This window comes from Chryseobacterium urinae (assembly GCF_030518295.1).
GTDB lineage: Bacteria > Bacteroidota > Bacteroidia > Flavobacteriales > Weeksellaceae > Chryseobacterium > Chryseobacterium mucoviscidosis.
The window spans coordinates 36,538-59,623 of the sequence record NZ_JAULSJ010000026.1; the positions used below are offsets into that span (position 1 = coordinate 36,538).

21 protein-coding genes are annotated in these 23,086 nt (G+C 36.2%); 14 read left to right on the top strand and 7 right to left on the bottom strand.

Translation table 11 applies throughout. The features are described 5' to 3' along the window. The first annotated feature begins 145 nt into the window (after nt 1-145). The 13 genes from QWT87_RS15470 (at nt 146) to nhaA (ending at nt 17,067) form a co-directional block, all read left to right on the top strand. Nucleotides 146-562: an IS1/IS1595 family N-terminal zinc-binding domain-containing protein gene (locus QWT87_RS15470; protein ID WP_050379900.1), complete on the top strand. Its 417-nt coding sequence runs from the start codon at nt 146-148 to the stop codon at nt 560-562. Between the two features lie 191 nt (nt 563-753). Then, complete coding sequence (locus tag QWT87_RS15475) at nt 754-2,133, top strand: porin (RefSeq protein WP_087706424.1); 1,380 nt, start codon at nt 754-756, stop codon at nt 2,131-2,133. Nucleotides 2,134-2,338: 205 nt separating this feature from the next. After that, complete coding sequence (locus tag QWT87_RS15480; RefSeq protein ID WP_302717044.1) at nt 2,339-3,919, top strand: MFS transporter; 1,581 nt, start codon at nt 2,339-2,341, stop codon at nt 3,917-3,919. Nucleotides 3,920-3,962: 43 nt separating this feature from the next. Continuing rightward, nucleotides 3,963-4,190, top strand: a complete 228-nt coding sequence (locus QWT87_RS15485) for a DUF6814 family protein (protein WP_116099539.1) — start codon at nt 3,963-3,965, stop codon at nt 4,188-4,190. A 78-nt stretch (nt 4,191-4,268) separates the two neighbouring features. Further along, nucleotides 4,269-4,463, top strand: coding sequence for a hypothetical protein (locus tag QWT87_RS15490; RefSeq protein WP_076393592.1), 195 nt, complete (start codon nt 4,269-4,271; stop codon nt 4,461-4,463). Beyond that, a complete protein-coding gene (locus QWT87_RS15495) occupies nt 4,456-7,122 on the top strand; it encodes an ATP-binding protein (protein ID WP_407933593.1) in 2,667 nt (888 codons plus the stop codon). The genes QWT87_RS15490 and QWT87_RS15495 overlap by 8 nt, the downstream gene beginning before the upstream one ends. 79 nt (nt 7,123-7,201) lie before the next feature. Continuing rightward, complete coding sequence (locus QWT87_RS15500) at nt 7,202-7,561, top strand: response regulator transcription factor (protein WP_302717049.1); 360 nt, start codon at nt 7,202-7,204, stop codon at nt 7,559-7,561. 106 nt (nt 7,562-7,667) lie between these two features. Beyond that, entirely contained in the window at nt 7,668-9,554 is a 1,887-nt protein-coding gene (locus QWT87_RS15505; protein WP_302717051.1) for an AMP-binding protein, read from the top strand. 265 nt (nt 9,555-9,819) lie between these two features. Further along, nucleotides 9,820-11,727: an acetate--CoA ligase gene (gene acs / locus QWT87_RS15510; RefSeq protein WP_407933592.1), complete on the top strand. Its 1,908-nt coding sequence runs from the start codon at nt 9,820-9,822 to the stop codon at nt 11,725-11,727. A 344-nt stretch (nt 11,728-12,071) separates the two neighbouring features. Then, nucleotides 12,072-13,049 carry an XAC2610-related protein gene (locus tag QWT87_RS15515; protein ID WP_302717052.1) on the top strand — a complete coding sequence of 326 codons (978 nt, stop codon included), beginning with the start codon at nt 12,072-12,074 and terminating at the stop codon, nt 13,047-13,049. A gap of 145 nt (nt 13,050-13,194) precedes the next feature. Continuing rightward, on the top strand, nt 13,195-13,560 hold the full coding sequence (locus QWT87_RS15520) for a hypothetical protein (protein ID WP_302717053.1): 366 nt from the start codon (nt 13,195-13,197) through the stop codon (nt 13,558-13,560). Between the two features lie 112 nt (nt 13,561-13,672). Continuing rightward, the gene (locus tag QWT87_RS15525; protein ID WP_076393574.1) at nt 13,673-15,883 is read left to right on the top strand and encodes a RelA/SpoT family protein; all 2,211 of its coding nucleotides are present in this window, start codon (nt 13,673-13,675) and stop codon (nt 15,881-15,883) included. A 2-nt stretch (nt 15,884-15,885) separates the two neighbouring features. Then, the gene (nhaA, locus tag QWT87_RS15530) at nt 15,886-17,067 is read left to right on the top strand and encodes a Na+/H+ antiporter NhaA (protein ID WP_302717056.1); all 1,182 of its coding nucleotides are present in this window, start codon (nt 15,886-15,888) and stop codon (nt 17,065-17,067) included. Here the strand turns inward: nhaA and QWT87_RS15535 are convergent. Further along, on the bottom strand, nt 17,064-18,083 hold the full coding sequence (locus QWT87_RS15535; protein ID WP_302717057.1) for a YihY/virulence factor BrkB family protein: 1,020 nt from the start codon (nt 18,081-18,083) through the stop codon (nt 17,064-17,066). The two genes, nhaA and QWT87_RS15535, sit on opposite strands and share 4 nt — an antisense overlap. Before the next feature lie 397 nt (nt 18,084-18,480). Here QWT87_RS15535 and QWT87_RS15540 point away from each other — a divergent pair, with 397 nt between their 5' ends. Continuing rightward, nucleotides 18,481-18,954 carry a 23S rRNA (pseudouridine(1915)-N(3))-methyltransferase RlmH gene (locus tag QWT87_RS15540; protein ID WP_302717059.1) on the top strand — a complete coding sequence of 158 codons (474 nt, stop codon included), beginning with the start codon at nt 18,481-18,483 and terminating at the stop codon, nt 18,952-18,954. 25 nt (nt 18,955-18,979) lie between these two features. On the opposite strand, the gene QWT87_RS15545 is transcribed toward QWT87_RS15540, so the two are convergent. The 6 genes from QWT87_RS15545 to QWT87_RS15570 all read right to left on the bottom strand — a co-directional run bounded on the left by QWT87_RS15545 (nt 18,980) and on the right by QWT87_RS15570 (nt 22,948). Beyond that, complete coding sequence (locus QWT87_RS15545) at nt 18,980-19,435, bottom strand: tRNA (cytidine(34)-2'-O)-methyltransferase (protein WP_302717061.1); 456 nt, start codon at nt 19,433-19,435, stop codon at nt 18,980-18,982. A 42-nt stretch (nt 19,436-19,477) separates the two neighbouring features. Beyond that, nucleotides 19,478-19,789: a hypothetical protein gene (locus tag QWT87_RS15550; RefSeq protein ID WP_123892009.1), complete on the bottom strand. Its 312-nt coding sequence runs from the start codon at nt 19,787-19,789 to the stop codon at nt 19,478-19,480. 13 nt (nt 19,790-19,802) lie between these two features. Beyond that, entirely contained in the window at nt 19,803-20,618 is an 816-nt protein-coding gene (locus tag QWT87_RS15555) for a tetratricopeptide repeat protein (RefSeq protein WP_302717062.1), read from the bottom strand. Continuing rightward, the gene (locus tag QWT87_RS15560; protein ID WP_076393560.1) at nt 20,615-21,181 is read right to left on the bottom strand and encodes a phosphatase PAP2 family protein; all 567 of its coding nucleotides are present in this window, start codon (nt 21,179-21,181) and stop codon (nt 20,615-20,617) included. The genes QWT87_RS15555 and QWT87_RS15560 overlap by 4 nt, the downstream gene beginning before the upstream one ends. Nucleotide 21,182: 1 nt before the next feature. Then, nucleotides 21,183-21,527 carry a Sec-independent protein translocase subunit TatA/TatB gene (locus QWT87_RS15565; RefSeq protein ID WP_185205783.1) on the bottom strand — a complete coding sequence of 115 codons (345 nt, stop codon included), beginning with the start codon at nt 21,525-21,527 and terminating at the stop codon, nt 21,183-21,185. A 188-nt stretch (nt 21,528-21,715) separates the two neighbouring features. After that, nucleotides 21,716-22,948: a TCR/Tet family MFS transporter gene (locus tag QWT87_RS15570; RefSeq protein ID WP_302717064.1), complete on the bottom strand. Its 1,233-nt coding sequence runs from the start codon at nt 22,946-22,948 to the stop codon at nt 21,716-21,718. Between the last annotated feature and the right edge of the window lie 138 nt (nt 22,949-23,086).

A 23,086-nucleotide genomic window follows, 5' to 3' on the forward strand; every position in this document is an offset into this window, starting at 1 on the left:
TTTTCGCAAATTTAAAATATAATTTCTTTTAAGACCAAATAAAAAAGATAATTTTATTGAATTAAATTAATATACAGGTAATTTTATCTTTAAACAAAATTAATATTTTGATAAATTATTATATATTTGCTAAAAAGATATAGTTATGGAAAATCGATGCCCGAAATGCAACACAGACAAAGTGGTTAAAAGCGGAATTGTAAACAACAAACAACGCTTTCTATGCAAAGACTGTAACTATTATTTCACGGTAAAAAAACTGGGAAAACAAATAGACGATTACTACGTAACCAAAGCTTTACAGCTCTATCTCGAGGGATTGAGTTTTCGTGAAATTGAAAGAATTATTGGCGTTTCTCATGTGACAATCAGTTCATGGATCAAGAAATACAATATTACACGACCTCCTCATTCTGAGTTTCATCCGGTATATAAAATCCTAAAACAAAATGAGCTGATTGAATATATGAGTAAAGAAGAAAATCTGAAAAATTCAGGATTAATTATCACTCAGTTTGCAGACAAATATATGCTGATAAAATGGGAAAGATTTAAGAAATAATTTTAAAATCAATTGAAAATAAATGAATTGAAAATTTAAAATCCTGCTCAATATCAATAAATCTTAAACTCAAAATTTAGAACTTTAAGATATATCTATATACTTACCATTAATATATATTAAATTTCTTTAAATAAATTTTTAATTACAATTTGGCTTTCACAAAAAACAACGCCAAAAATTGATAATTTATGAAGAAATTAATCACTTTTATTGGATTGGCTTTAATCAGCAATTCTTTACACGCTCAAGGTTCACCGGATTATGGAAGCGGATTAAAAATTAATCTCAATCAGCAGGGCGATAAATATGTCAGGTTCATTTTATGGGATCAGTTTTGGTTGAGGAACACGCAAATGAATCCGGGAAGTATGGTTGGCGGAGAACCCACAGACAATTCATGGAGTCTGGGAAACAGGAGATTACGTACTTTGGCGTACGCTCAGATTTCCAAAAGATATATGATCTTAGCGCATTTTGGGATTAACAATCAGACATTTATCAATGGAGGTGGTTCGGGAACTTCAGGAACGGGAGGTTATGGAAACGGTAAAAAGCCACAGCTTTTTTTTCATGATGCATGGAATGAATACGCTGTATTTCTACCTGGAGAAGCAGGAAAATTCACCTTATCTTTAGGGGCAGGACTGCATTATTACATGGGACTTTCCCGAATGACGATGGCATCAACATTAAACTTCCTTACGGTTGACTCCCCTATTTTCACATGGCCATTAATCGACAATTCCGATCAGTTTGCGAGACAACTGGGAATGTTTGCCAAAGGTAAATACGGAAAACTGGAATACCGTTTCAGCTTAAACAAACCTTTTGCAACGGATTTAACTCCGGTAAATGTTACCGATCCGGCTAAAGCAGTTGCTGTGGATAACAACGGAAACCCCAATTTTTCAAAAGCAGGATATGTAGAATATCAGTTTTTAGATGAGGAATCCAATGTACTGCCTTTTAAAGTAGGTTCTTATCTGGGAACAAAAAAAGTTTTTAATCTTGGTGCAGGTTTTTACCATCAAAAAGACGGAACCCGAACTTCCGTTAATTCCACTGTTGAAAAGCACGACATCACCCTTGTTGCAGTAGATGCATTTGCAGATATTCCTTTGGGAAATGCTAAAAATAAAATGGCAGTTTCCGCTTACGCAGGCTATTACAACTATCAGTTTGGTCCGAATTACGTAAGAAATTTAGGAATTATGAATATTGCCGCCTCTGATCCGAATTTTACGGGAAGCAAAGCCATTGCAGGAGTAGGAAATCTGCAGCCAACCATCGGAACAGGAAATATTATCTACGCACAAGCCGGATTGCTATTGCCAAGTCAGGCTGAAAAACCGAAAATCAGAATCCAGCCTTTCGCGGCGTATACTCACAAGAATTTTGAAGCGTTTGACAAATCTTCGTCACAGTTTGATGTGGGTGCGAACTGGTTCATAGACGGTCATCATGCGAAAATTACCACACAGTATTCAACAAGACCGGTTTATACAAGTCCTACGGAAAGCCCTTCTTCAAAAGGGGAATTCATTGTACAGTTCCAGATTTACTTGTAAAAAAAATAGATTTTAAACATTAAGACTATTTAAGCGGTTAAGATAAATTAAGAAAAATATCAAAGACATTTTTAAGCGTAATTTATTTAACCTTGTCAAATCTTTATTAATTTTTTAAGCAAAGTCTCTCAACTTTTTAATATCAAAATCAAAAAAAGTTAAAAAACTCAATATCAATTTAAACTAACATCAAAAATTAAAGCATATGAGCGATAACAATGAAATAAGCTACGAGAATATGACTGATAAGCAAAAGAATCGTACGATCTGGAGCGTCATTACAGCATCATCTCTCGGAACACTGATCGAATGGTATGATTTCTATATTTTCGGAAGTCTTGCCGTTGTACTGGCTACTAAATTTTTTCCGGCAGATAATCCTACCGCGGCATTTTTATCTACGCTTGCTACTTTTGCCGCAGGATTTGTCGTGAGACCTTTCGGAGCGTTGTTTTTCGGAAGATTAGGAGATCTTATCGGGAGAAAATACACCTTTTTGGTCACTTTACTGATTATGGGATTTTCTACATTCCTTATCGGATGTATTCCCAGTTATGAAACCATAGGATTTATGGCTCCTGTTTTGGTATTAATTTTAAGATTATTACAGGGATTGGCTTTAGGAGGTGAATATGGAGGCGCTGCAACTTATGTCGCAGAATACGCACAGCCCGGAAGAAGAGGTTACTGGACTTCGTGGATCCAGACTACCGCAACAGCCGGACTTTTCATTTCACTTATTGTAATTATGGTGACAAAAACCACTCTTTCCACTGAGGAATTTGACGGTTGGGGATGGAGAGTTCCGTTCTGGATTTCGATATTAATGGTGGGGGTTTCTTACATCATCAGAAAAAATATGAAAGAATCTCCGCTTTTTGCCAAAGCTAAAAGTGAAGGAAAGACTTCTAAAAATCCGTTAAAAGAAAGTTTCGGAAACAAACTGAACTTCAAATTTGTTCTTCTTGCCTTATTTGGAGCGGCAATGGGACAAGGGGTAATCTGGTACACAGGACAGTTTTATGCGATGAGCTTCCTTCAGAAAGTGATGAATATTGAATCGATTCAGGTGGACTATTTAATGGCAACTGCTTTGTTTTTGGGAACTCCGTTTTTCGTTTTCTTTGGATGGCTTTCTGATAAAGTTGGAAGAAAAGCAATCATGATGACCGGAATGCTGATCGCCATTTTCGCGTACAGACCGATTTATGACAATATGTTTAAAAGCGTTGATTTAAAATCCAAAACCGTTGCAGAAAGCGGCTTGGTTGAAAAAAGAACGTCAAAAATTCATGACAAAATTGCGACGGACAGTTTAATCACCTTCCATAAAGAAACGCTTTTCACGGACGGAACTTTGGCTAAAAAAGACAGCATTGTACACTGGTCTCCGACCGGACCTGTGATGAAAGACGGAAAAGCTGAAGAAGCAAAAGTAACTCAGTCGATAAAGATCAACGACAGCACAAAATGGTATCTTGTACTTCTAGTTTTCATTCAGGTGATTTTTGTAACAATGGTTTACGGTCCTATTGCGGCATTTTTAGTTGAAATGTTCCCGGTAAGAATCCGTTACACTTCGATGTCACTGCCTTATCATATCGGAAACGGGGTTTTCGGAGGACTGCTTCCTGCAGTTGCCACTTATCTCGTAACCACAGGAAAAGACGGAGGACATCCTGAATGGTATCTGGAAGGACTTTGGTATCCGATAGGCGTTGCCGCTGTCTGTCTTTTAGTCGGATTAATTTATCTTAAAAATAAGAACAATAATATTCACGATTAATCCCTGAATCACTTAAAAATTTATTAATTTTAAAACTACTAAAATGAACGGACTAAAAAAAATATTAGGCGTACTCTGGATCGCCATTGCACTGGTGGTAGGATATTTCGGAATTACAGTAATGGGAATTCCAAAAATCACCTCAGGAAAACAGGAAGATCTGGTTTTCGGAATCATTATCCTTTGTGTACTGATGCCGATTATTTCCGGCGGAATGGCAATTTTCGGCTATTATGCATTAATCGGGGAATATTCTGACGATAAAGTTTAATCTATTGATGATGAATGATAATTGATTGATGATACAAAAATGTCAGATAATCAATTATCATTCATTTAATTATCATATATGAAAAAAAGACACGAACAAAAACTGATCATTCTGAGCATCGGACTTCTGATTGCCTTCAGCATTCCTGTTTCACTGCTGTTCAATAGTGACCGGGAAGTTTTCGGTTACCCGATGATTCTGGTTTATATTTTCGCTGTCTGGATGGTTTCCATCATTATTTCTTTTGTAATCGTAAAAAAGTATGATGAGTAGTTTCGCTTTATTCACCGTAGTTTTGTTTTATCTGGCACTTTTATTCTTAGTCGCTCATCTGGCGGAGAAGAAAAAGAGCAAGCTCTGGATCAACAATCCTTACATCTACGCGCTTTCCCTCGCCGTGTATTGTACCGCATGGACGTACTACGGAAGCATTGGTGTGGCGGCAACAAGCGGACTTAATTATCTTCCGATTTATGTGGGACCTATTATGGTTATTCCTGCGTGGATCTATATCAACACGAGGATTGTACGTATTTCAAGGGTGAATAAAATCAGCAGTTTAGCCGATTTTATTTCTTTACGATATGGGAACAGCAGAAGTTTCAGCGCGATTATTACGGTGGTTTGTCTTCTGGCAATTGTTCCGTACATTGGTTTGCAGATCAAGGCTATTTCTGAAACCTTCCATCTGGTGACCAAAACAGCGATTTCTAAAAACATTTTAACGGATAACGCAACTTTCGTTGTTGTTTTAATTGCTTTATTTTCATCCTATTACGGAACACGCTACGTTGATGCTTCCGAAAAACGTTTGGGAATAATTTCCGCTATTGCACTGGAAAGTTTTCTTAAACTGTTCTTTATCATTATTTTAGGATTATTCGTTATTTACTTTGCATTTGACGGATTCTCGGATATTTATCAAAAGGCGAGTCTTTTTAAAGATTTTAAAGAAAAAAATACATTCAACGGTATTGAAGGTGCGATGAACTGGATGGTGCTTTGCATGATTTCCGGAACAGCAATCTGTATTCTTCCAAGACAGTTTCATACCGCAATCGTAGAAAACCGACAGGAAAAACACATCAAAACAGCCATCTGGTTTTTTCCGCTGTATTTATTGATTTTTACGATCTTCATTTTTCCTATTGCATGGGGAGGAAGACTGATTTTTGACGGACAGAATGTCAATCCGGAGTTCTACTCTATCCTGATTCCGCAGTATTTTGACAATACTTTAATTACAGTTTTGGTTTTTTTGGGAGGTCTGAGTTCATGCATTTCGATGATTATAATTTCCGCGATCACTTTATCCATCATGCTTTCCAATAATCTTATTATTCCTTACGGATTATTAGGAAAGTTCAAATCTGAAAACGAAGTTCAGAATACCAGAAATATCACCAATATCAGGAAATTCAGCATTTTTGCACTGATTATCATGGCTTTTGGTTTTTACAAATATTTTATTTTAAAAACTTCACTGGATTCTGTCGGGCTTATTTCTTTCGTTGTCATTGCTCAATTGGCACCTGCTTTTTTCGGAGCTATTTTCTGGAGACGAGGAAGTTATAAAGGTGCTGTTATCGGTTTATTGGCAGGATTGGCAATCTGCTATTTCGGATTGATTATCCCGCAATATTATTTCTCTTACAATCAGGAATTTAAAGGTATTTTAAGAGATCTATACGATGTTTTTGATTTTTTCAAGATTTCCTTTTTAGGAAGAATTCCACAGATTTTCTTCTGGTCTCTTTTAGTGAATACTGCTTTATTTTCCATTATTTCTGTCAGCACCAAAGGAAATTACCGTGAAAGAAATTTTGCTGAATTGTATGTAGACATTGATAAGTACATTCAAAACCACGAAAACGCTTTTATCTGGCGCGGAACAGCCTACGTTTCGGACATTAAAAATATTCTGGAACGATTTTTAGGTAAAAACAAAACCGAACAGGCATTAAGAATTTTTAATTTAAAATATAATATTGATTCGCAGACGGAAACCGCCGATTCCAGATTTATTAAATTCTCGGAAAATCTTCTTGCCGGAAGAATAGGAACGGCTTCTGCCAAAATCCTTATCGAAGGGGTAACCAAAGAAGATAAAATCTCATTAAAAGAAGTTTTAAACATTCTTGAAGAATCAAAAGAAACCATCACGCTTAATAAAAAGCTTACCGAACAATCGGAAGAGCTGCAAAAGTTATCCGATGATCTGAGAAATGCCAATGAAAACCTCATCATTAAAGACCGTCAGAAAGACGATTTTCTGGATTCTGTTGCCCATGAATTAAGAACTCCGATTACCGCCATCCGTTCCGCCGGAGAAATTTTAGCCGATGATGACGATATTCCTTTGGAAATTAAAAAGGAATTTTTAAACAACATCATCACAGAATCCGACAGACTGAGTGAAATCATCAACGATATTCTGTATCTGGACAAATTGCAACATGGTGAAATTGTATTGCACATTCAGGAAAATAATATTCTTGAAACGTACAAAAAAGCAGTCAACCCTCTTATGCATCTTATTCAGCAGAAAAATATTCATCTGAGTGAAGTCAATCTTCTCAATCAGTTTTTATTTAAATATGATGAAGCGAGAATGATACAGCTTTTTCAGAATATTTTAGGAAACGCTTTGAAATTTACGGATGAACAGGGAACTATTCAAACCAAATTATCAGAAACGGAAGATTGGTTAATCATTAAAATCTTCAATACCGGAAAACATATTCCCGAAGAGGATCTGGAAATGATTTTTGATAAATTTTACCAGTCGAAAAATCAAAATATTTTGAAACCAACGGGAAGCGGACTGGGACTTGCCATTTCAAAAAAAATCACAGAAGCGCAGGGAGGAACCATAAAAGCAGAAAACAGCGGATTGGGCGTGACTTTTACAATCGCTCTGCCAAAAGAATAAGAAGGAGGAGGGGAACCCGAAGGGTTCCCCAAAAGAAACAAAAAAAAACAATGCAGTTGAACAAAAAGACAACCACAATATGAAGAAGATAATCATTGCCGATGATGAGCACAAAATATTAATGTCGCTGGAATACAGCTTCAAGAAAAACGGATACGATGTATTTATTGCAAGAGACGGAACAGAAGTTCTGGAATTTCTGAAAACAATGACGCCCGATGTCATTTTACTGGATATTATGATGCCGAATCTCGATGGATACAGTACTCTGGAACTAATAAAACGGGATGAAAAACTGAAAAATACAAAAGTAATTTTCCTGAGTGCCAAAAACAATCCGAAAGACATTGAAAAAGGTCTTGAAATGGGAGCCGATGCTTACGTTACGAAGCCATATTCAATAAAAAAACTCATGCAGCAAATAGAAGAAATGTTTTAATGCATTTTACAAACCGTCATTGCGAACGAAGTGAAGCAATCTCAACAAAATATTAAAAGATTGCTTCGTCACTACGCTCCTCGCAATGACAAAAACAAAAACTAATATGAATACAGATATTTTATTTAAGCAAAGCATAGAAAACAAAGAGAACTTCTGGAAAGAACAGGCTCAGAAAATCAGTTGGTTTGAATTCCCGAAAACCATTACTTCTAATGACGAAAACCACTACAACCAATGGTTTCCGGACGGAAAACTCAATATATGCTATTTATGCATTGATAAACATATTGAAGATGGTTTTGGAGATCAGGTTGCGGTTATTTACGATTCTCCGGTAACGAACCAAAAGCAAACCTATACCTTCACTCAAGCTAAAGAAGAAATTTCGAAATTGGCGGGAGGTTTAATTTCTTTAGGTCTGAAAAAAGGTGATACCGCCGTTATTTATATGCCGATGATTCCTCAGACTTTGTTCTCCATGCTTGCCTGCGCGAGAATTGGAGTGATCCATAATGTGGTTTTCGGAGGTTTTGCGCCGCATGAACTGGTGGTGAGAATTGACGACTGCAAACCAAAAGCATTAATTACGGCAACCGCTGGAGTTGAAATTGCAAAAAGAATTCCTTATCTGCCTTTGGTAGAAAAAGCGATCGAACTGGCACAGGATAAGGTGGATCATATTATTGTTTACAACAGAAAATTAGTTGACAATCAACATGAAATGTTTGATGGGTTAATTGATTACGAAGAATTGGTTCAGAATTCAGAACCTGCGGACTGTGTTTCGGTGGAATCCACTCACCCACTCTATTTGCTGTATACTTCCGGAACAACGGGAAAACCAAAAGGTGTTGCAAGAGATACAGGAGGTTACGCCACCGCGTTGAAATTTTCGATGAAATACATCTATGGAATCGAACCGGGAGAAACTTTTTGGGCAGCTTCCGATTTCGGATGGGCGGTTGGTCACAGTTATACCGTTTACGGTCCTTTAATCAACAGAAATTCAACGATTATTTTTGAAGGAAAACCTATTATGACGCCCGATGCGGGAACATTCTGGAGAATTATTTCCGAATATAAAGTAGCAGCCATGTTTACCGCTCCTACTGCAATCAGAGCCATCAAAAAAGAAGATCCAAACGGAGAATTGGTGAAAAAATATGATTTAAGCCACTTCAGAAAGCAGTTTTTAGCAGGAGAAAGATGTGATGTTGCCACTCTGGACTGGTTTGCAGAACACATCGGCGTTCCGGCAATCGATCATTGGTGGCAGACAGAATCCGGTTCGCCAATGCTGGGTTTAATGACTTTTAATGAAGACTACAAAATAAAAAGAGCTTCCGCAGGAAAACCAATTCCCGGCTATGATATTAAAATTTTCGATGAAAACGGCTATGAACTGGATGCGCATCATGAAGGTTATTTAGTTATAAAATTACCGCTTCCTCCCGGAGCTTTGCTGGGAATCTGGAAAGATTATGACCGTTTTGAGAAAAGCTATCTCTCGCAGTACAAAGGATATTATTTTTCCGGAGACGGAGCCATAAAAGATGAGGACGGCTATATTTTCATTACCGGAAGAGTGGATGATGTTATTAATGTTGCAGGGCACCGCCTTTCCACTTCAGAAATGGAAGAAATTGTTTCCTCTCATCCCGATGTTGCAGAATGCGCTGTTGTAGGAATTGATGATGAGCTGAAAGGACAGATTCCTTTTGCAACGGTTGTTTTAAAAAACGGATCCGCTGTTTCCGAAGATCAAGTAGAAAAGGATATCGTAAAAACAGTCCGTGAAAAAATAGGCGCTGTTGCCTGTCTTAAAAATGTGATGGTTGTAAAACGCTTACCTAAAACCCGTTCAGGAAAAATTTTAAGAAAGCTGATCCGAACTTTACTGGACGGAAAAGAATTCCAGATTCCTTCAACGATTGATGATGAAAAGATTATTGAAGAAATTCAGGAAAAAATTGGAGATTACAGAAGATAAAATATAAAATTGTTTAAACTATTTCAGGATTAACCACAAAAGTCGCAAAAGACAGTATTAAAGTGAATTTCTATAATAATTAAAGCGCTCAAAAGGATAAAAATCAAAGATTTTTAAAAACTATTGTTATCTTTTTGATTTATAATAATCAACTTTAAATAAAGGTTTAGTTCATTTTTTGTGACTTTTGCGGTTAAATAAAAGTTTAAACAGACTTTAAAAAGAGACTAAAAATTTAAATAATAAAATTTCAAAAAAGAAGGATATGAGAAACTATCAGATAGAAAACCTACCGCAATATTTTGAAGAGTATAAAAAATCGATCAAAAATCCTAAAAAATTCTGGGATAAAATTGCAGATGAAAATTTCGTGTGGTATCAGAGATGGAGCAAGGTTGTGAAATACGATATGAATGAAGCTAAAATTTCGTGGTTTAAAAATGCTAAATTAAATATTACCAAAAACTGCATCGACAGACATTTAGCGGTAAGAGGCGATAAAACGGCAATCATCTGGGAACCGAACGATCCGAAAGAACAAGCACAGCATATTTCTTACAACGAACTCTACAAAAGAGTGAATAAAACCGCCAATGTTCTTCGTGAAATGGGCATCGAAAAAGGCGACAGAGTATGCATTTACCTTCCGATGATTCCGGAATTGGCTATTACTATGTTGGCTTGTGCAAAACTGGGAGCTGTTCATTCCGTTATTTTTGCAGGATTTTCTGCTTCAGCCGTTTCTTCCAGAGTAAATGACTGTGGCGCAAAAATGGTCATCACTTCAGACGGAAGCTACAGAGGAAACAAAGTTTTGGATCTGAAAAGCATTGTAGACGAAGCTCTGGAAAAAACGCCAAGTGTAGAAAAAGTTTTGGTGGTAAAAAGAACCAACAATGAAGTGAAAATGAAGGAGCACAGAGATTTCTGGATGGAAGATCTTTACGAAAACGCCTCTCCGGATTTCGTTACCGTAATTATGGATGCAGAAGATCCGCTGTTCATTCTGTACACTTCCGGTTCTACGGGAAAACCTAAAGGAATGCTTCATACCTGCGCCGGATACATGGTGTATACTGCGTATACTTTTAAAAATGTATTCAATTATAAAGAAAATGATATTTATTGGTGTACCGCAGATATCGGCTGGATTACAGGACATTCCTACATCCTTTACGGTCCGCTTTTAAACGGTGCAACCACTGTTATTTTCGAAGGCGTTCCTACATATCCTGAACCGGACAGATTCTGGGAAGTGATTGAAAAACATAAAATTACACAGTTTTACACAGCTCCGACTGCCATTCGTTCTCTGGCTAAAGAAAGTTCAGAATGGGTAGACAAACACGATTTAAGCTCGTTAAAAGTGATCGGTTCTGTTGGAGAGCCCATTAATGATGAAGCTTGGCATTGGTTCAACGATCATGTAGGTAACAAGAAATGTCCGATTGTAGATACTTGGTGGCAGACAGAAACCGGAGGAATCATGATCTCTCCACTCCCTTTCGTTACGCCTACAAAACCAACTTACGCAACACTTCCTTTACCGGGAATTCAGCCTGTTCTTATGGACGATAAACGCAACGAAATTACCGGAAATCAGGTGACGGGAAATCTCTGCATCCGTTTTCCATGGCCGGGAATTGCCAGAACGATTTGGGGAGACCATCAAAGATACAAGGAAACGTATTTTACTGCTTTTCCGGGGAAATATTTCACGGGAGACGGTGCTTTGAGAGATGAAGTCGGCTATTACAGAATTACTGGTCGTGTAGACGATGTGATTATTGTTTCCGGGCACAATTTAGGAACAGCCCCAATTGAAGACAGCATCAATGAACATCCTGCTGTTGCGGAATCTGCAATCGTAGGTTATCCTCACGACATCAAAGGAAATGCGCTGTACGGTTTCGTGATCCTGAAAGAATCCGGAGAAAGCAGAGATAAGGACAATCTGAAAAAAGAAATTAATCAGTTGATTTCAGATCAGATTGGTCCGATTGCGAAGCTTGATAAGATTCAGTTTGTTTCAGGGCTTCCAAAAACGCGTTCCGGAAAGATTATGCGTAGAATCCTGAGAAAAATTGCAGAAGGAGATTTCAGCAACTTCGGAGACATCACTACCCTTTTGAATCCTGAAATTGTTGAAGAAATCAAGAACGAAAGAATTTAATATTTTCACTTAAACCTATATATAACCTCACAGAAATGTGAGGTTTTTTTGTTATTTTTAACCTGAGTTCGGGATAAGTCTTCTTAAACGCAAGGTTAAACAAAGAAATTCAATTATCAGGAATTCAGCTTTTAAGATATACAAAGGCGTAAAACTTATCAAAGTAATACCATTTTCGTCTTTTTTAAATAAACGAATTGCCTTTGTTTAGCTTACAAACTTTCAATAAGTAAAAAAAAACCTTTTGTTTTTCTTTGCAACAAAACAATACAACACTATAAATCAATCATTTAAAATTATTTCTTATCCCGAACTGAGGTTATTTTTAAATTCAATTTATCATCATGAAAAAGCTTATTCTTCTGACATTTTCAACTGTTTTTCTGAACGCTCAAAACTATAAAATATCAGATTTTTCTAAAGTTTATTATGCTACAGTTACTAAAAACTCAAGAGACAAAACATCACAGATCCTCAAAGTTTTTAGTCTGAAAAATAAAAAACCGCTTATCACGCAAACGGTAAATTTAAGCGAGTATGATTTTAAAAATACCCAATCCAATATTGCAGAAATCCCATATGGCCATTATAGCATTATTATCTATGATGATTTTAATTTTGACGGTAAAAAAGATATCGCAATAAAATATGGTAATGAAAGCTGCTACGGCGGTCCGTCGTTCGTGGTTTATCTTTATGAAAATAACACATTTGTTGAAAATGCAGATTTTTCAGATCTAGCTCAAAACTATTGTGGCTTTTTTGATGTCGATAAAGCTAAAAAGCAGATTCATGTCATGACTAAGTCTGGCTGCTGTTGGCATCAATATTCTGATTTCATTATAAAAAATGGCTCACCTTTTCTTCTGAAACAATCTGAAGAAGAGCTTGATGCTTCCGGTCTTTATTATGAAACGGCAGTTAAAGAATGGAAAAACAGATACATCAATTATAAATACAAAACCATTGATACTGATATTGTAAGTAAATACATTCTTCTCTCCTACACGCTGGAAAACAACAAAAAAATGTACCTCATTAAAACTGAAACAAACCATCTGTATTATTTTTTCACCAAAAAAAACGGAGATATTGAACTTCTTTACCGTAATATCTTTTTCTATTCAAAAAAAGAAAATTCGCTTTCTTTTGAAAGTGGTGATATACGCTATACCATTTTTAATGATAAAATCGAGGTTATGGTCAACAAAGCAAAAACAATCATCCATGCAAAAACCGAAACAAGAAAAAATAACATCTCAGATATTTACAATGCTTTCAAAAATGAAAATATTGAAAATCTGGAAATTATCAATGAGTAAAAATCAAACATTTGTTCAATAGAAGATTTCAAAGAAAAGGCAAAACTTTATAGATTTTATATTAATACAACCATTTAATTGTTATTTTCTTAAAATACATGAATTATTTTCACTAAATTTATATTCAACTTAAAAACTATTGCTTATGTCAAATATATTAGCTGGATTATTTGGACATCACAGCGATTATAAAAAAATAGAAGCAGACCTTGAAAACTCAGGTTTCACAGATTCAGAATATATTGTTTATCTTCATGATGATGAGCTACATTCCCAGTATCTGGTAAGTGTAGCCGTAAAAGACCACCATCAGACGGATAATGCTTCCTCTATTTTCAGCCGGAATAATGTGCTAAAAACCTATCTTTTTGAAAACATAGAAATTGAGCAGGCAAATTATATGAACATCAAAAGGTTTATCGATGCCAGAAATAAAGCGGAAATCCACGACAGTCCGGATATAAGAATAAAAACCTCTACTGCCGGAATGGACTCTGAAGTAAAATTTTAACCATTCAAGATAAAAATTAATAACCGAAATCCGCAGAGCGTTCTGCGGATCTTTTAATGCTGAAAACTGCAAAAAATTTCGTATTTTCGTGTAAATATAGGCTTTTACACAAATGAGTTACGACTTAGAACAGGAAAACAAGGAGATCCTTGCAAGATATAAGGATCTGATTTCGAATACATACAGAACTTTAGATGAGGAAAATAACAAGCTCATCCGTAAGGCATTCGATATAGCGCTCGATGCGCACAAAGATCAGCGAAGAAAATCTGGTGAACCCTACATTTACCATCCCATTGCTGTTGCCAAAATTGTAGCAACGGAAATCGGTTTGGGAGCTACTTCAATTGCCTGCGCCTTATTGCATGATGTGATCGAAGATTCTGACTACACTTACGAAGACCTGAAGAAAATTTTTGGAGAGAAAATAGCCAATATCGTGAACGGACTCACGAAAATCTCCATCATGAATCATCAGAATATTTCGGTGCAGTCTGAGAATTACAGAAAGCTTCTGTTGACGCTGTCTGAAGATTTCAGGGTGATTCTTATTAAGATTGCAGACCGTCTTCACAATATGCGTACTCTGGAAAGCATGGCTCCGGACAAGCAGAAGAAAATTGCTTCCGAAACCGTATACATTTACGCTCCGATGGCGCATCGTCTCGGATTATACAACATCAAATCTGAGCTTGAAGACCTTTCTTTAAAGTATAACAATCCGGATGTTTACAAAGAAATTACGGAGAAATTAGAACTTGCCAAAGAAAGCCGCGAAAGATATATTGAGGAATTTAAAAAAGAAGTTTCTGAGAAATTAAATGAAGAAGGATTAAATTTCAAAATTAAAGGACGCGCGAAAGCCATTTCTTCGATTTACAGGAAAATGCTGAAACAGGGTGTTTCCTTTGAAGAGGTTTTCGACAATTACGCCATCAGAATCATTTATAAATCGGATGCCAAAAACGAAAAATTCCTGGCTTGGAAAATTTACTCCATTGTAACGGATGTTTATCACAGCAATCCATCCAGAATGCGGGACTGGATCACTCAGCCGCGTTCTACAGGATACGAAAGTTTGCATTTAACGGTTCTTGGTCCCGATAAAAAATGGATTGAAGTACAGATCCGTTCCGAAAGAATGGACGAAATTGCTGAAAAAGGCGTTGCAGCGCATTACAAATACAAAGAAGGCTACAAACAAAGCTCCGAAGACCGGAATTTTGAAAACTGGGTAACCGAAATCCGCGAGGTTCTGGAACAGCAGCAGGATCTTTCTACTTCGGAATTACTCGATAATATTAAGCTGAATTTGTATTCGAAAGAAGTTTTTGTGTTTACGCCAAAAGGTGAGATTAAAATTTTACCGACCAATGCAACCGCTCTGGATTTTGCCTTTTCCGTTCACTCCGATCTGGGAATGAAATGTTTAGGCGCGAAAATCAACGGCAAACTGGTTCCGATTTCGTATGTTTTGCAGAATGGCGATCAGATCGATATTTTATCTTCCCAAAACCAGAAACCAAAATCCGACTGGCTTGAATTTGTTGTTACTTCAAAAGCTAAATCCAAGATCAAGAGTTATTTAAACTCACAAAAAAATCAACTGGTTGAAGACGGAAAAGAAATTTTACAGCGAAAACTGCGTCATGCGAAAATTAATTTTAATGATGAGGAAATCAATAAGCTTCAAAAATTCTTTAATCTTAAAAGTTCACAGGAACTATTTTTAAAATTCCAAAGCAATGAACTGGATGCAAGCAGTTTAAGAAAATACATTGAAAGTAAAAACGTATTCAACAACCTGCTTTCAAGATTCAGAAAATCGCCTGCGAAAAATACAACTTATGTAGAGCCGAAAGAGCAGAATCTCGACATGATTGTCTTTGGAAAAGATGAAGAAAAACTGAATTACAGCTATGCAAAATGCTGTACGGTAATTCCGGGAGACAAAATTTTCGGATTTATCACAATTTCAGACGGGATCAAAGTACACAGCGACAATTGTCCGAACGCGATCAACCTTCGCGCACAATACGATTACAGGGTAATTCCTGCGAAATGGGTGAATGCGGAAAGCTTCAAAAACAGAGTAAAAATAGAAATTGAGGGACTCGACAGAATGGGAATGATTAATGATATCACCACCGTCATCAGTGGCGCAATGGGAATGGATATGAAAAGTATGTCCATCGAATCCAACGACGGGATTTTTACCGGAACGATCATTCTTGAAGTAAAAAATAAAAGTCAGCTCGAGCAGACCTTCACCAAACTGAATGATATTAACGGCGTCTCCAGAGTGAGACGACTACAATCTTAGATATGAATTTAACGGTATATTTTAAAAAATTTTTCGAAAGCAGTCAGGCTTCAGGAATCATCCTGATTTTCTGTGTTTTAGTTTCCTTACTTATTGCCAATTCCTCTTTTGCGGAAAGCTTTCAGCATTTTTTGGATAGAGAAGCAGGAACAGAAATTTTCCATCTGAAATATCCCGTTAGTATCTGGATTAACGACGGTTTGATGGCGATTTTCTTCCTTTTGGTAGGATTGGAAATTAAAAGAGAAATGGTGGAAGGTGAACTTTCTTCATTTAAAAATGCTTCTCTGCCTATATTTGCGGCAATCGGCGGTATGCTTGTTCCGGCAATTATTTATAGTTTTTTTAATTTCGGAACTTCATACGGAAACGGTTGGGGAATTCCGATGGCAACAGATATTGCTTTTTCACTGGCAATTATTTCTATGCTGGGAAAAAGAATTCCGAATTCCATTAAAATTTTCCTTGCTGCTCTGGCAATTGTGGACGATCTGGGAGCTATCTTGGTCATCGCAATATTTTATACAGAACAGATCCATTGGATGTATTTATTTCTATCTTTAGGAATTACTGCTTTATTATTTTTATTGAATTTCCTAAAAGTTACCCGAATTATTTTCTATCTGATTCCGGGATTATTTTTGTGGTATTTCCTTCATCATTCGGGAATTCATGCTACCATTGCGGGGGTTTTACTGGCATTTACCATTCCTACCAATGTTTCAATCGTTGAGATTTCTCCGTTGGAAAAACTCGAACATCAGCTTCACTTTCCGGTAAGTTTTCTCATTATGCCTGTTTTTGCTTTAACCAATACCAACATCACTTTCAATAACGAAATGATCGGAGGTCTTACAAGCACTTTAGGTTTGGGAATTATTATCGGATTAGTTGCCGGAAAATTAATAGGAATCAATATTTTTTCCTTAATAGCCATAAAACTGAAACTCAGCTCTCTTCCTCAAAACAGCACATGGATGCACATGATTGGCGTAGGATTGCTTGCCGGAATTGGTTTTACGATGTCTATTTTCATCGCACTGTTGTCCTTCAAGGATGAAATTCCGATTCAGGATGAGGCTAAATTTGCCATTTTAATTGCTTCTTTTATAGCAGCGGTTTCAGGTTTTTTAATTTTGAAAATAAGCTCAAAAAATGATATTATTGAAGACGAGGAAAATTAATTTTCTTCGTTTTTTTTATCGTTAAATTTCCACTTATGATTTTCATCGCCTTCTAAATCCGGCTCAGAATTTTTTGCATGATAGCCTTTTGCTTCTTTCTTCAGTTCATCGGAAAGCAGTTTTTCAATTCTCACTTTCCTCAGTGCCATGTTTAATTCGTTGCCAAAAAGCAGAAGATATACATTTACATTTACCCAGACCATCAGAAGAATCATACTTCCGATAGAACCGTAAAGAACGTTGTAACGGGCGATATTCTTCACATAAAGCGCGAATCCGTACGTGGTTAGCACAAACAGAACCGTGGTTAAAATAGCTCCCGGAACCGCCTGTCTGAATCTTGCAATTCTTACCGTTCCCAACCAGTAAAATAGAGTAAGCAGAATAAAATAAAAGATGGGAAACGATACAAATCCGATGATTTTTGAAAGGTTATCCACCAGCCACGAAATATCCTGAACCGGCGTAAACAGTTTAAGAACAAACTCTGAATAATAGACTCCGAAAAGCGCTAAAAACACAATCGTAATAAATCCGATGGTGATGAAAAAAGACAGGATAAATTCTTTAACATCAGACATTTTTTCATCGGTATTTTCATTAAATCCATTAATGAGTGAAAACGTTCCGTTTGTTGCGAAAATCAAAGCAAAAACAATGGTTAAATTACTGATTCCCTTCATATTGGGAACAATACTCGTTTCTATATAATTTCGTACGTCACCTTCTATATTGGACGGGAATACATTATGAAGCAACACTTCGAAAATATAAAACTGAAGCTTGTCATAATGCGGCATATACGGCAAAACGGAAAGCAGGAACAGAATAAACGGAAAAAGACTGATGGTGAAACTCCAGGAAATAGCCGCAGCTTTTCTGCCTATTTTATCTTTAAAAATACCGCTGATGTAGATCTGAAACATCTGCCAAAGCGATATTCCCAGAAAAGGAATATGTATATCGTCAAAAAATTCTTGAATTTTCAAGATGAATTTAGGAAGTTTTATGCCCATACTTATTTTGCTTCATCATAAAGGTGCCATACAAAAATAATGATTTTTTTAAACTTGAAAATCTGATGCCAATTTTTCAGATAAGAGATTAATCACCTGAGTTCGGGATAAGTCTTCTTAAACGCAAGGTTAAACAAAGAAATTCAATTATCAGGAATTCAGCTTTTAAGATATACGAAGGCGTAAAATTGATCAAAGTAATACCATTTTCGTCTTTTTTAAATAAACGAAGTGCCTTTGTTTAGCTTACCAACTTTTAATAATTAAAAAAAATCTTTTGTTTTTCTTTGTGATAAAACAATACAACACTATAAATCAATTATTTAAATTTATTTCTTATCCCGAACTGAGGTTAGTTAATTATGAATATCTTTGCTGTCTAAATTTAAATTAAAAAATGCAGATTAATTTGCTTTGCATCGGCAAAACTGATGATAAGGAAATCTCTTCTTTAATCAATTATTATCTGAAACGTCTTCCCAAACACTGGAATTTTGAAATTATTGAAATTCCCGACGTAAAAAATGCAAAAAATCTTTCTCCTGATCTTCTTAAAAAGGAGGAAGCAAAGCTTTTTATGAACCATATCGACAGAACAGATTCTGTGATTATTCTTGATGAAAAAGGAAAACAGTTTACCAGCAGAGAATTTGCCCAAAAAATTGACACCTGGATGAATTCTTCCGTGAAAAAAATTCATATTCTGATTGGCGGAGCTTACGGTTTTTCAGAAGAAATCTACAGCAGAGCGAATGAAAAAATGTCGTTATCCAAAATGACTTTTACGCACCAGATGATCCGACTGTTCATTGTGGAACAACTGTATCGTGCAGACCAGATTTTACAGGGAAAACCTTATCATAATGATTAAATAGGATAAGGTTTTAAAAATAATATTAAACTTTTAAGCCAATCTGTCTTTTTGCTTCGCCCACCACAAAAGCAACGGAATTGGCAATATTGAAACTTCGGATTAATTTAGACATCGGAATGGTAAGATGATTTTCAAAACGATCAAGTACATCTTTACTTAAACCCACACTTTCTTTTCCGAAAACCAGCCAGTCACCATCCTGAAATTCTGTTTCCAGATAGGATTTTTCGGCATGAGAACTCATCAGGAAAACGCGCGACAAATCCGGAATATTCCGGATCCATTCGTCGACATTCTGATATTCCGTAACATCAAGATGAACCCAGTAATCCAATCCTGAACGTTTCAGATTTTTATCATTAATGACAAATCCAAAAGGATGAATTAAGTGTAATCTGCTTTCTGTTCCTACACACAATCTTCCTATATTTCCTGTGTTATTGGGTATTTCCGGTTCTATTAGAACGATGTTTAACATTGAATGACTTAAATTATTTTGAAGTTTGAAAAGGATATAAAATTAACTTTTTGTGGTGATCATCACAATTTGTGTAATTCCTTTTTCTTTAAATTTTTTCCTGATCTTATCGTCTTTAAGAACCATGACATATTTTATATCTTCAGCCGGAATTTTTTTTACAGTCTCAATATCTGTTTCTTTTTTATTGATGTAAAAGAGAGAATTTTCAGACTTTGCATCAGCTTTTTTCAAAGAAGCTTCCAAAAGTGAATTTTCCCTCGTCTTTACTTCAGTTTGCTGAGCATTTGCAACAGTCATTACTCCAAAAGTAAAAACTGCCGTTATCAATAATTTGAAATTTGGTATTTTCATGTAGTATCGTAATTTATTTTTTAACCTCACATTTAGAATAATAATCCATCAGCAAAGGCTTTTCATATCCTAAGCTTACCGCTTTATCCAGACTTGCACAAGCTTCTTTCGGTTTTGCTGTTTCAAATAAAATCAAAGCTTTGTTCACATGAGCCTGAGCAAATTTCGGATCGATAGAAATGGCTTTATTAACATCCGCAAGAGCTTCTTTGTTTTTTTTCAGCCTAAAATAAACGTCTCCTCTTCCACTGTACAGCAAAGATTCAGGTTTCTCAGAAATAAGCTGGTTGTAATCTTTTAAAGCACCTTCAAGATCTCCGCTGTTTTTTTTCAGATTCGCGAGTCCGGTTCTTGCATAAATATTATCGGGAGCAAACGTAAGAATCTGGTTAAGATCTTTCATGGCAAGATCTTTTTTGCCTAAACTTTCATAGACTTTGGAACGGGTAAGGTAAATATCTGCGTTTTCAGGCTCAATCTGAAGCCCTTTGTTGAGATAATCTATTGCCGCCTGTTTATTTCCTTTCTGCCCGTGAATGGAGCCTAAATTGGCATATACAGCAGCAGACATAGGATTGGCTTTTAAGGCAGATTCGTAAGATTTAAAAGCCAATGAAGTTTTGCCAAGTCTTCTCTGGGCAGTTCCTAAATTGTTGTAATATTCCGACTGTAATTTCTGAATTCTTTCACTCTGAGCTAGTTTGGAATACTGTTCTTCCGCACATTTATAGTCTGCTTTCTGAAAGCAGTCTTCAGCTATTTTTTTGTCCTGTGCGTTAAGATTGAATGAAGCAAATATTGCTGCTAAAAGGAATAAAGATTTTTTCATGAAGTTATTTTTTGTTTGTTGATTACTTTTTTTGCGAGCGCACTGAAAACTACTCCCAATAAAGATCCAACAAACGCCCCTACCAAAATATCTATCGGGAAATGCACTCCTAAATAAATGCGGCTGTATGCAACCACTGCCGCCCATACAAATATAACATAAGGAAACCATTTAAGATTCTTTTTTAATAAAATACTTAAATAAGTTGCCAAAAAAAATGTATTGGAAGCATGAGCAGAGTAAAAGCCGTACTGTCCGCCACATTTCACAATCCTCATATGATGTTCCAGTGTAGGATCGTGACACGGTCTGAGTCTTGCGACCCCATATTTGAAAATACCGGCAAGCTGATCTGAAACCGTCACGCCTATACCGACAAAGATTAATATAAAAACCAAAGATCTCAGTTTATAATTCTTAAATAAAAAATAACAGAAAATAATGTAAAGCGGAATCCAGATCCATGTACTGGAAATGAGCTGCCAAAACTGATCAAAAGATTGGTCTCCCAAGTTATTGAGAAACAAAAAGACTTTTTTATCTTCCTGAATGATCTCCTCCATCCTATCTGCTTACAGGACCTTCGTAGGTTTCGTCTTCAGAAGGTTTCGGTTTTGGAGGTTCATTGGATGCCTGAGCTGTCTGAGGTTCTGTTAAGATATCTTTCTGAATATCATTCATCGGATTGAAATCTTTTGCAGCATCTTTTACTTTCTCAATTTCACGTTTGATCTCAGAAACAGGATTGTCTGTTTCTTTCATGATCTCGGTTTTGATGTCTTCCACTGCGCCACGCATTTTTCTTACACCCGAACCCAAGTCGCGTGCAATCTGAGGAAGTTTATCCGGTCCGAATAATACAACGATTGCTATGGCAATCAGTGCCATTTCTCCAATGCTTAATTCCATACTGTAAAATTACGAAAGATATACGAAATTGGATGTTAAATATTAACTTTTAATAAAATATTAAGCTGTATTAAAAACATTTCAGATTTTCAAAATTTCATAAAAAAATTGATTAATAAATAATTACCACATAAAAACATAACTTTCTAATATTGAAACTATTTACTAATTATTTCTTTAAATGCAGTCTACACTTCTTCTTTTTTGATATTTTTTTTCCTGAAATTAATATAGGTAATAACTACGCTGATCGTCATTAAAATGAAAGCTAAGAAAAAAGGCGCACCCGAAAATTTAAAAGGTGCTTCGTCGTGGGTGAAAAAGTAAAATAAGTTCGTCATCATCGGAGGACCGATAATGGAAGTGGCGCTCATTAAACTTGTTAATGCACCCTGCAATTCTCCTTGTTCATTAGCCGGAACACTTTTAGTAATTACAGATTGCAAAGCCGGTCCGCAGATTCCGCCTAAACAGTAAGGGACTAAAAATGCAAACATCATCCAGCCCTGCGTTGCAAACGCAAACAAAAGCATTCCGACTGCATACAGAGCAAGGCCGTAATAAATGCTTTTTTCTTCTCCCAATTTAGGCGTTGTCCATCGGATCAAGCCTCCCTGAACCAATCCTACAAGCAAACCGACCACTCCCAAAGAAATCCCGACCATTCTTTCGTTCCAATTGAATTTATACATGGTAAAGAAGCTCCAGTTGCTTTGTACAGCATGTCCTGCAATATAAATTAAGATCAAAGAAACAATTAAACCTGATATTTCGGGATGTTTTCCTAAAAATTTAAAAGATCCGACAGGATTTGCTCTTTTCCAGTTGAATTCTCTTCTTTTATCTTTGTCTAAACTTTCAGGAAGGATAAAATATCCGTAAAGGAAATTCAGCAAGCACAATCCTGCAGCCGCGTAAAAAGGAACTCTGGAACCATAATGTCCCAAAAGACCACCCAAAACAGGACCAATGATAAATCCAAGTCCAAAAGCAGCTCCGATTAAACCGAAGTTTTTTGCGCGGTCTTCATCTGTAGAAATATCCGCAATATAAGCACTCGCCGTAGTTACACTTGCGCCTGTAATTCCGGCAATAACGCGGCCTAAAAACAGCCAGACAATGGAAGGAGCCAAAGCAAGGAAAATATAATCTATTGAAAAACCGAAAAGCGAGATCAGAATAATGGGTCTCCGTCCGAATTTATCACTGAGATTTCCAACAATCGGAGAGAAAATAAACTGGGTAAATGCATAGGCAAAACCAAGCCAACCTCCATATTTTGCCGCTTCACTTATGTTACTATGAATAAGTTCTTCAATAAGTTTCGGAACCACCGGAATGATGATGCCCCATCCCGTAATATCAATCAGTAAGGTTATAAAAATGAAACCGATTGCGGCTTTTTTTCTCGAATTTTCCATACGCATACAAAATTATAAAAATATTGATTTCAAATGGTATTAATTATTTGTTGATTGATATTTGTTATTGTAACTGAAGATTTCATGTTTTTGTGTGACAGGAATTTTTCCGACTGCAACCCTAGTCCTGATTGCAGC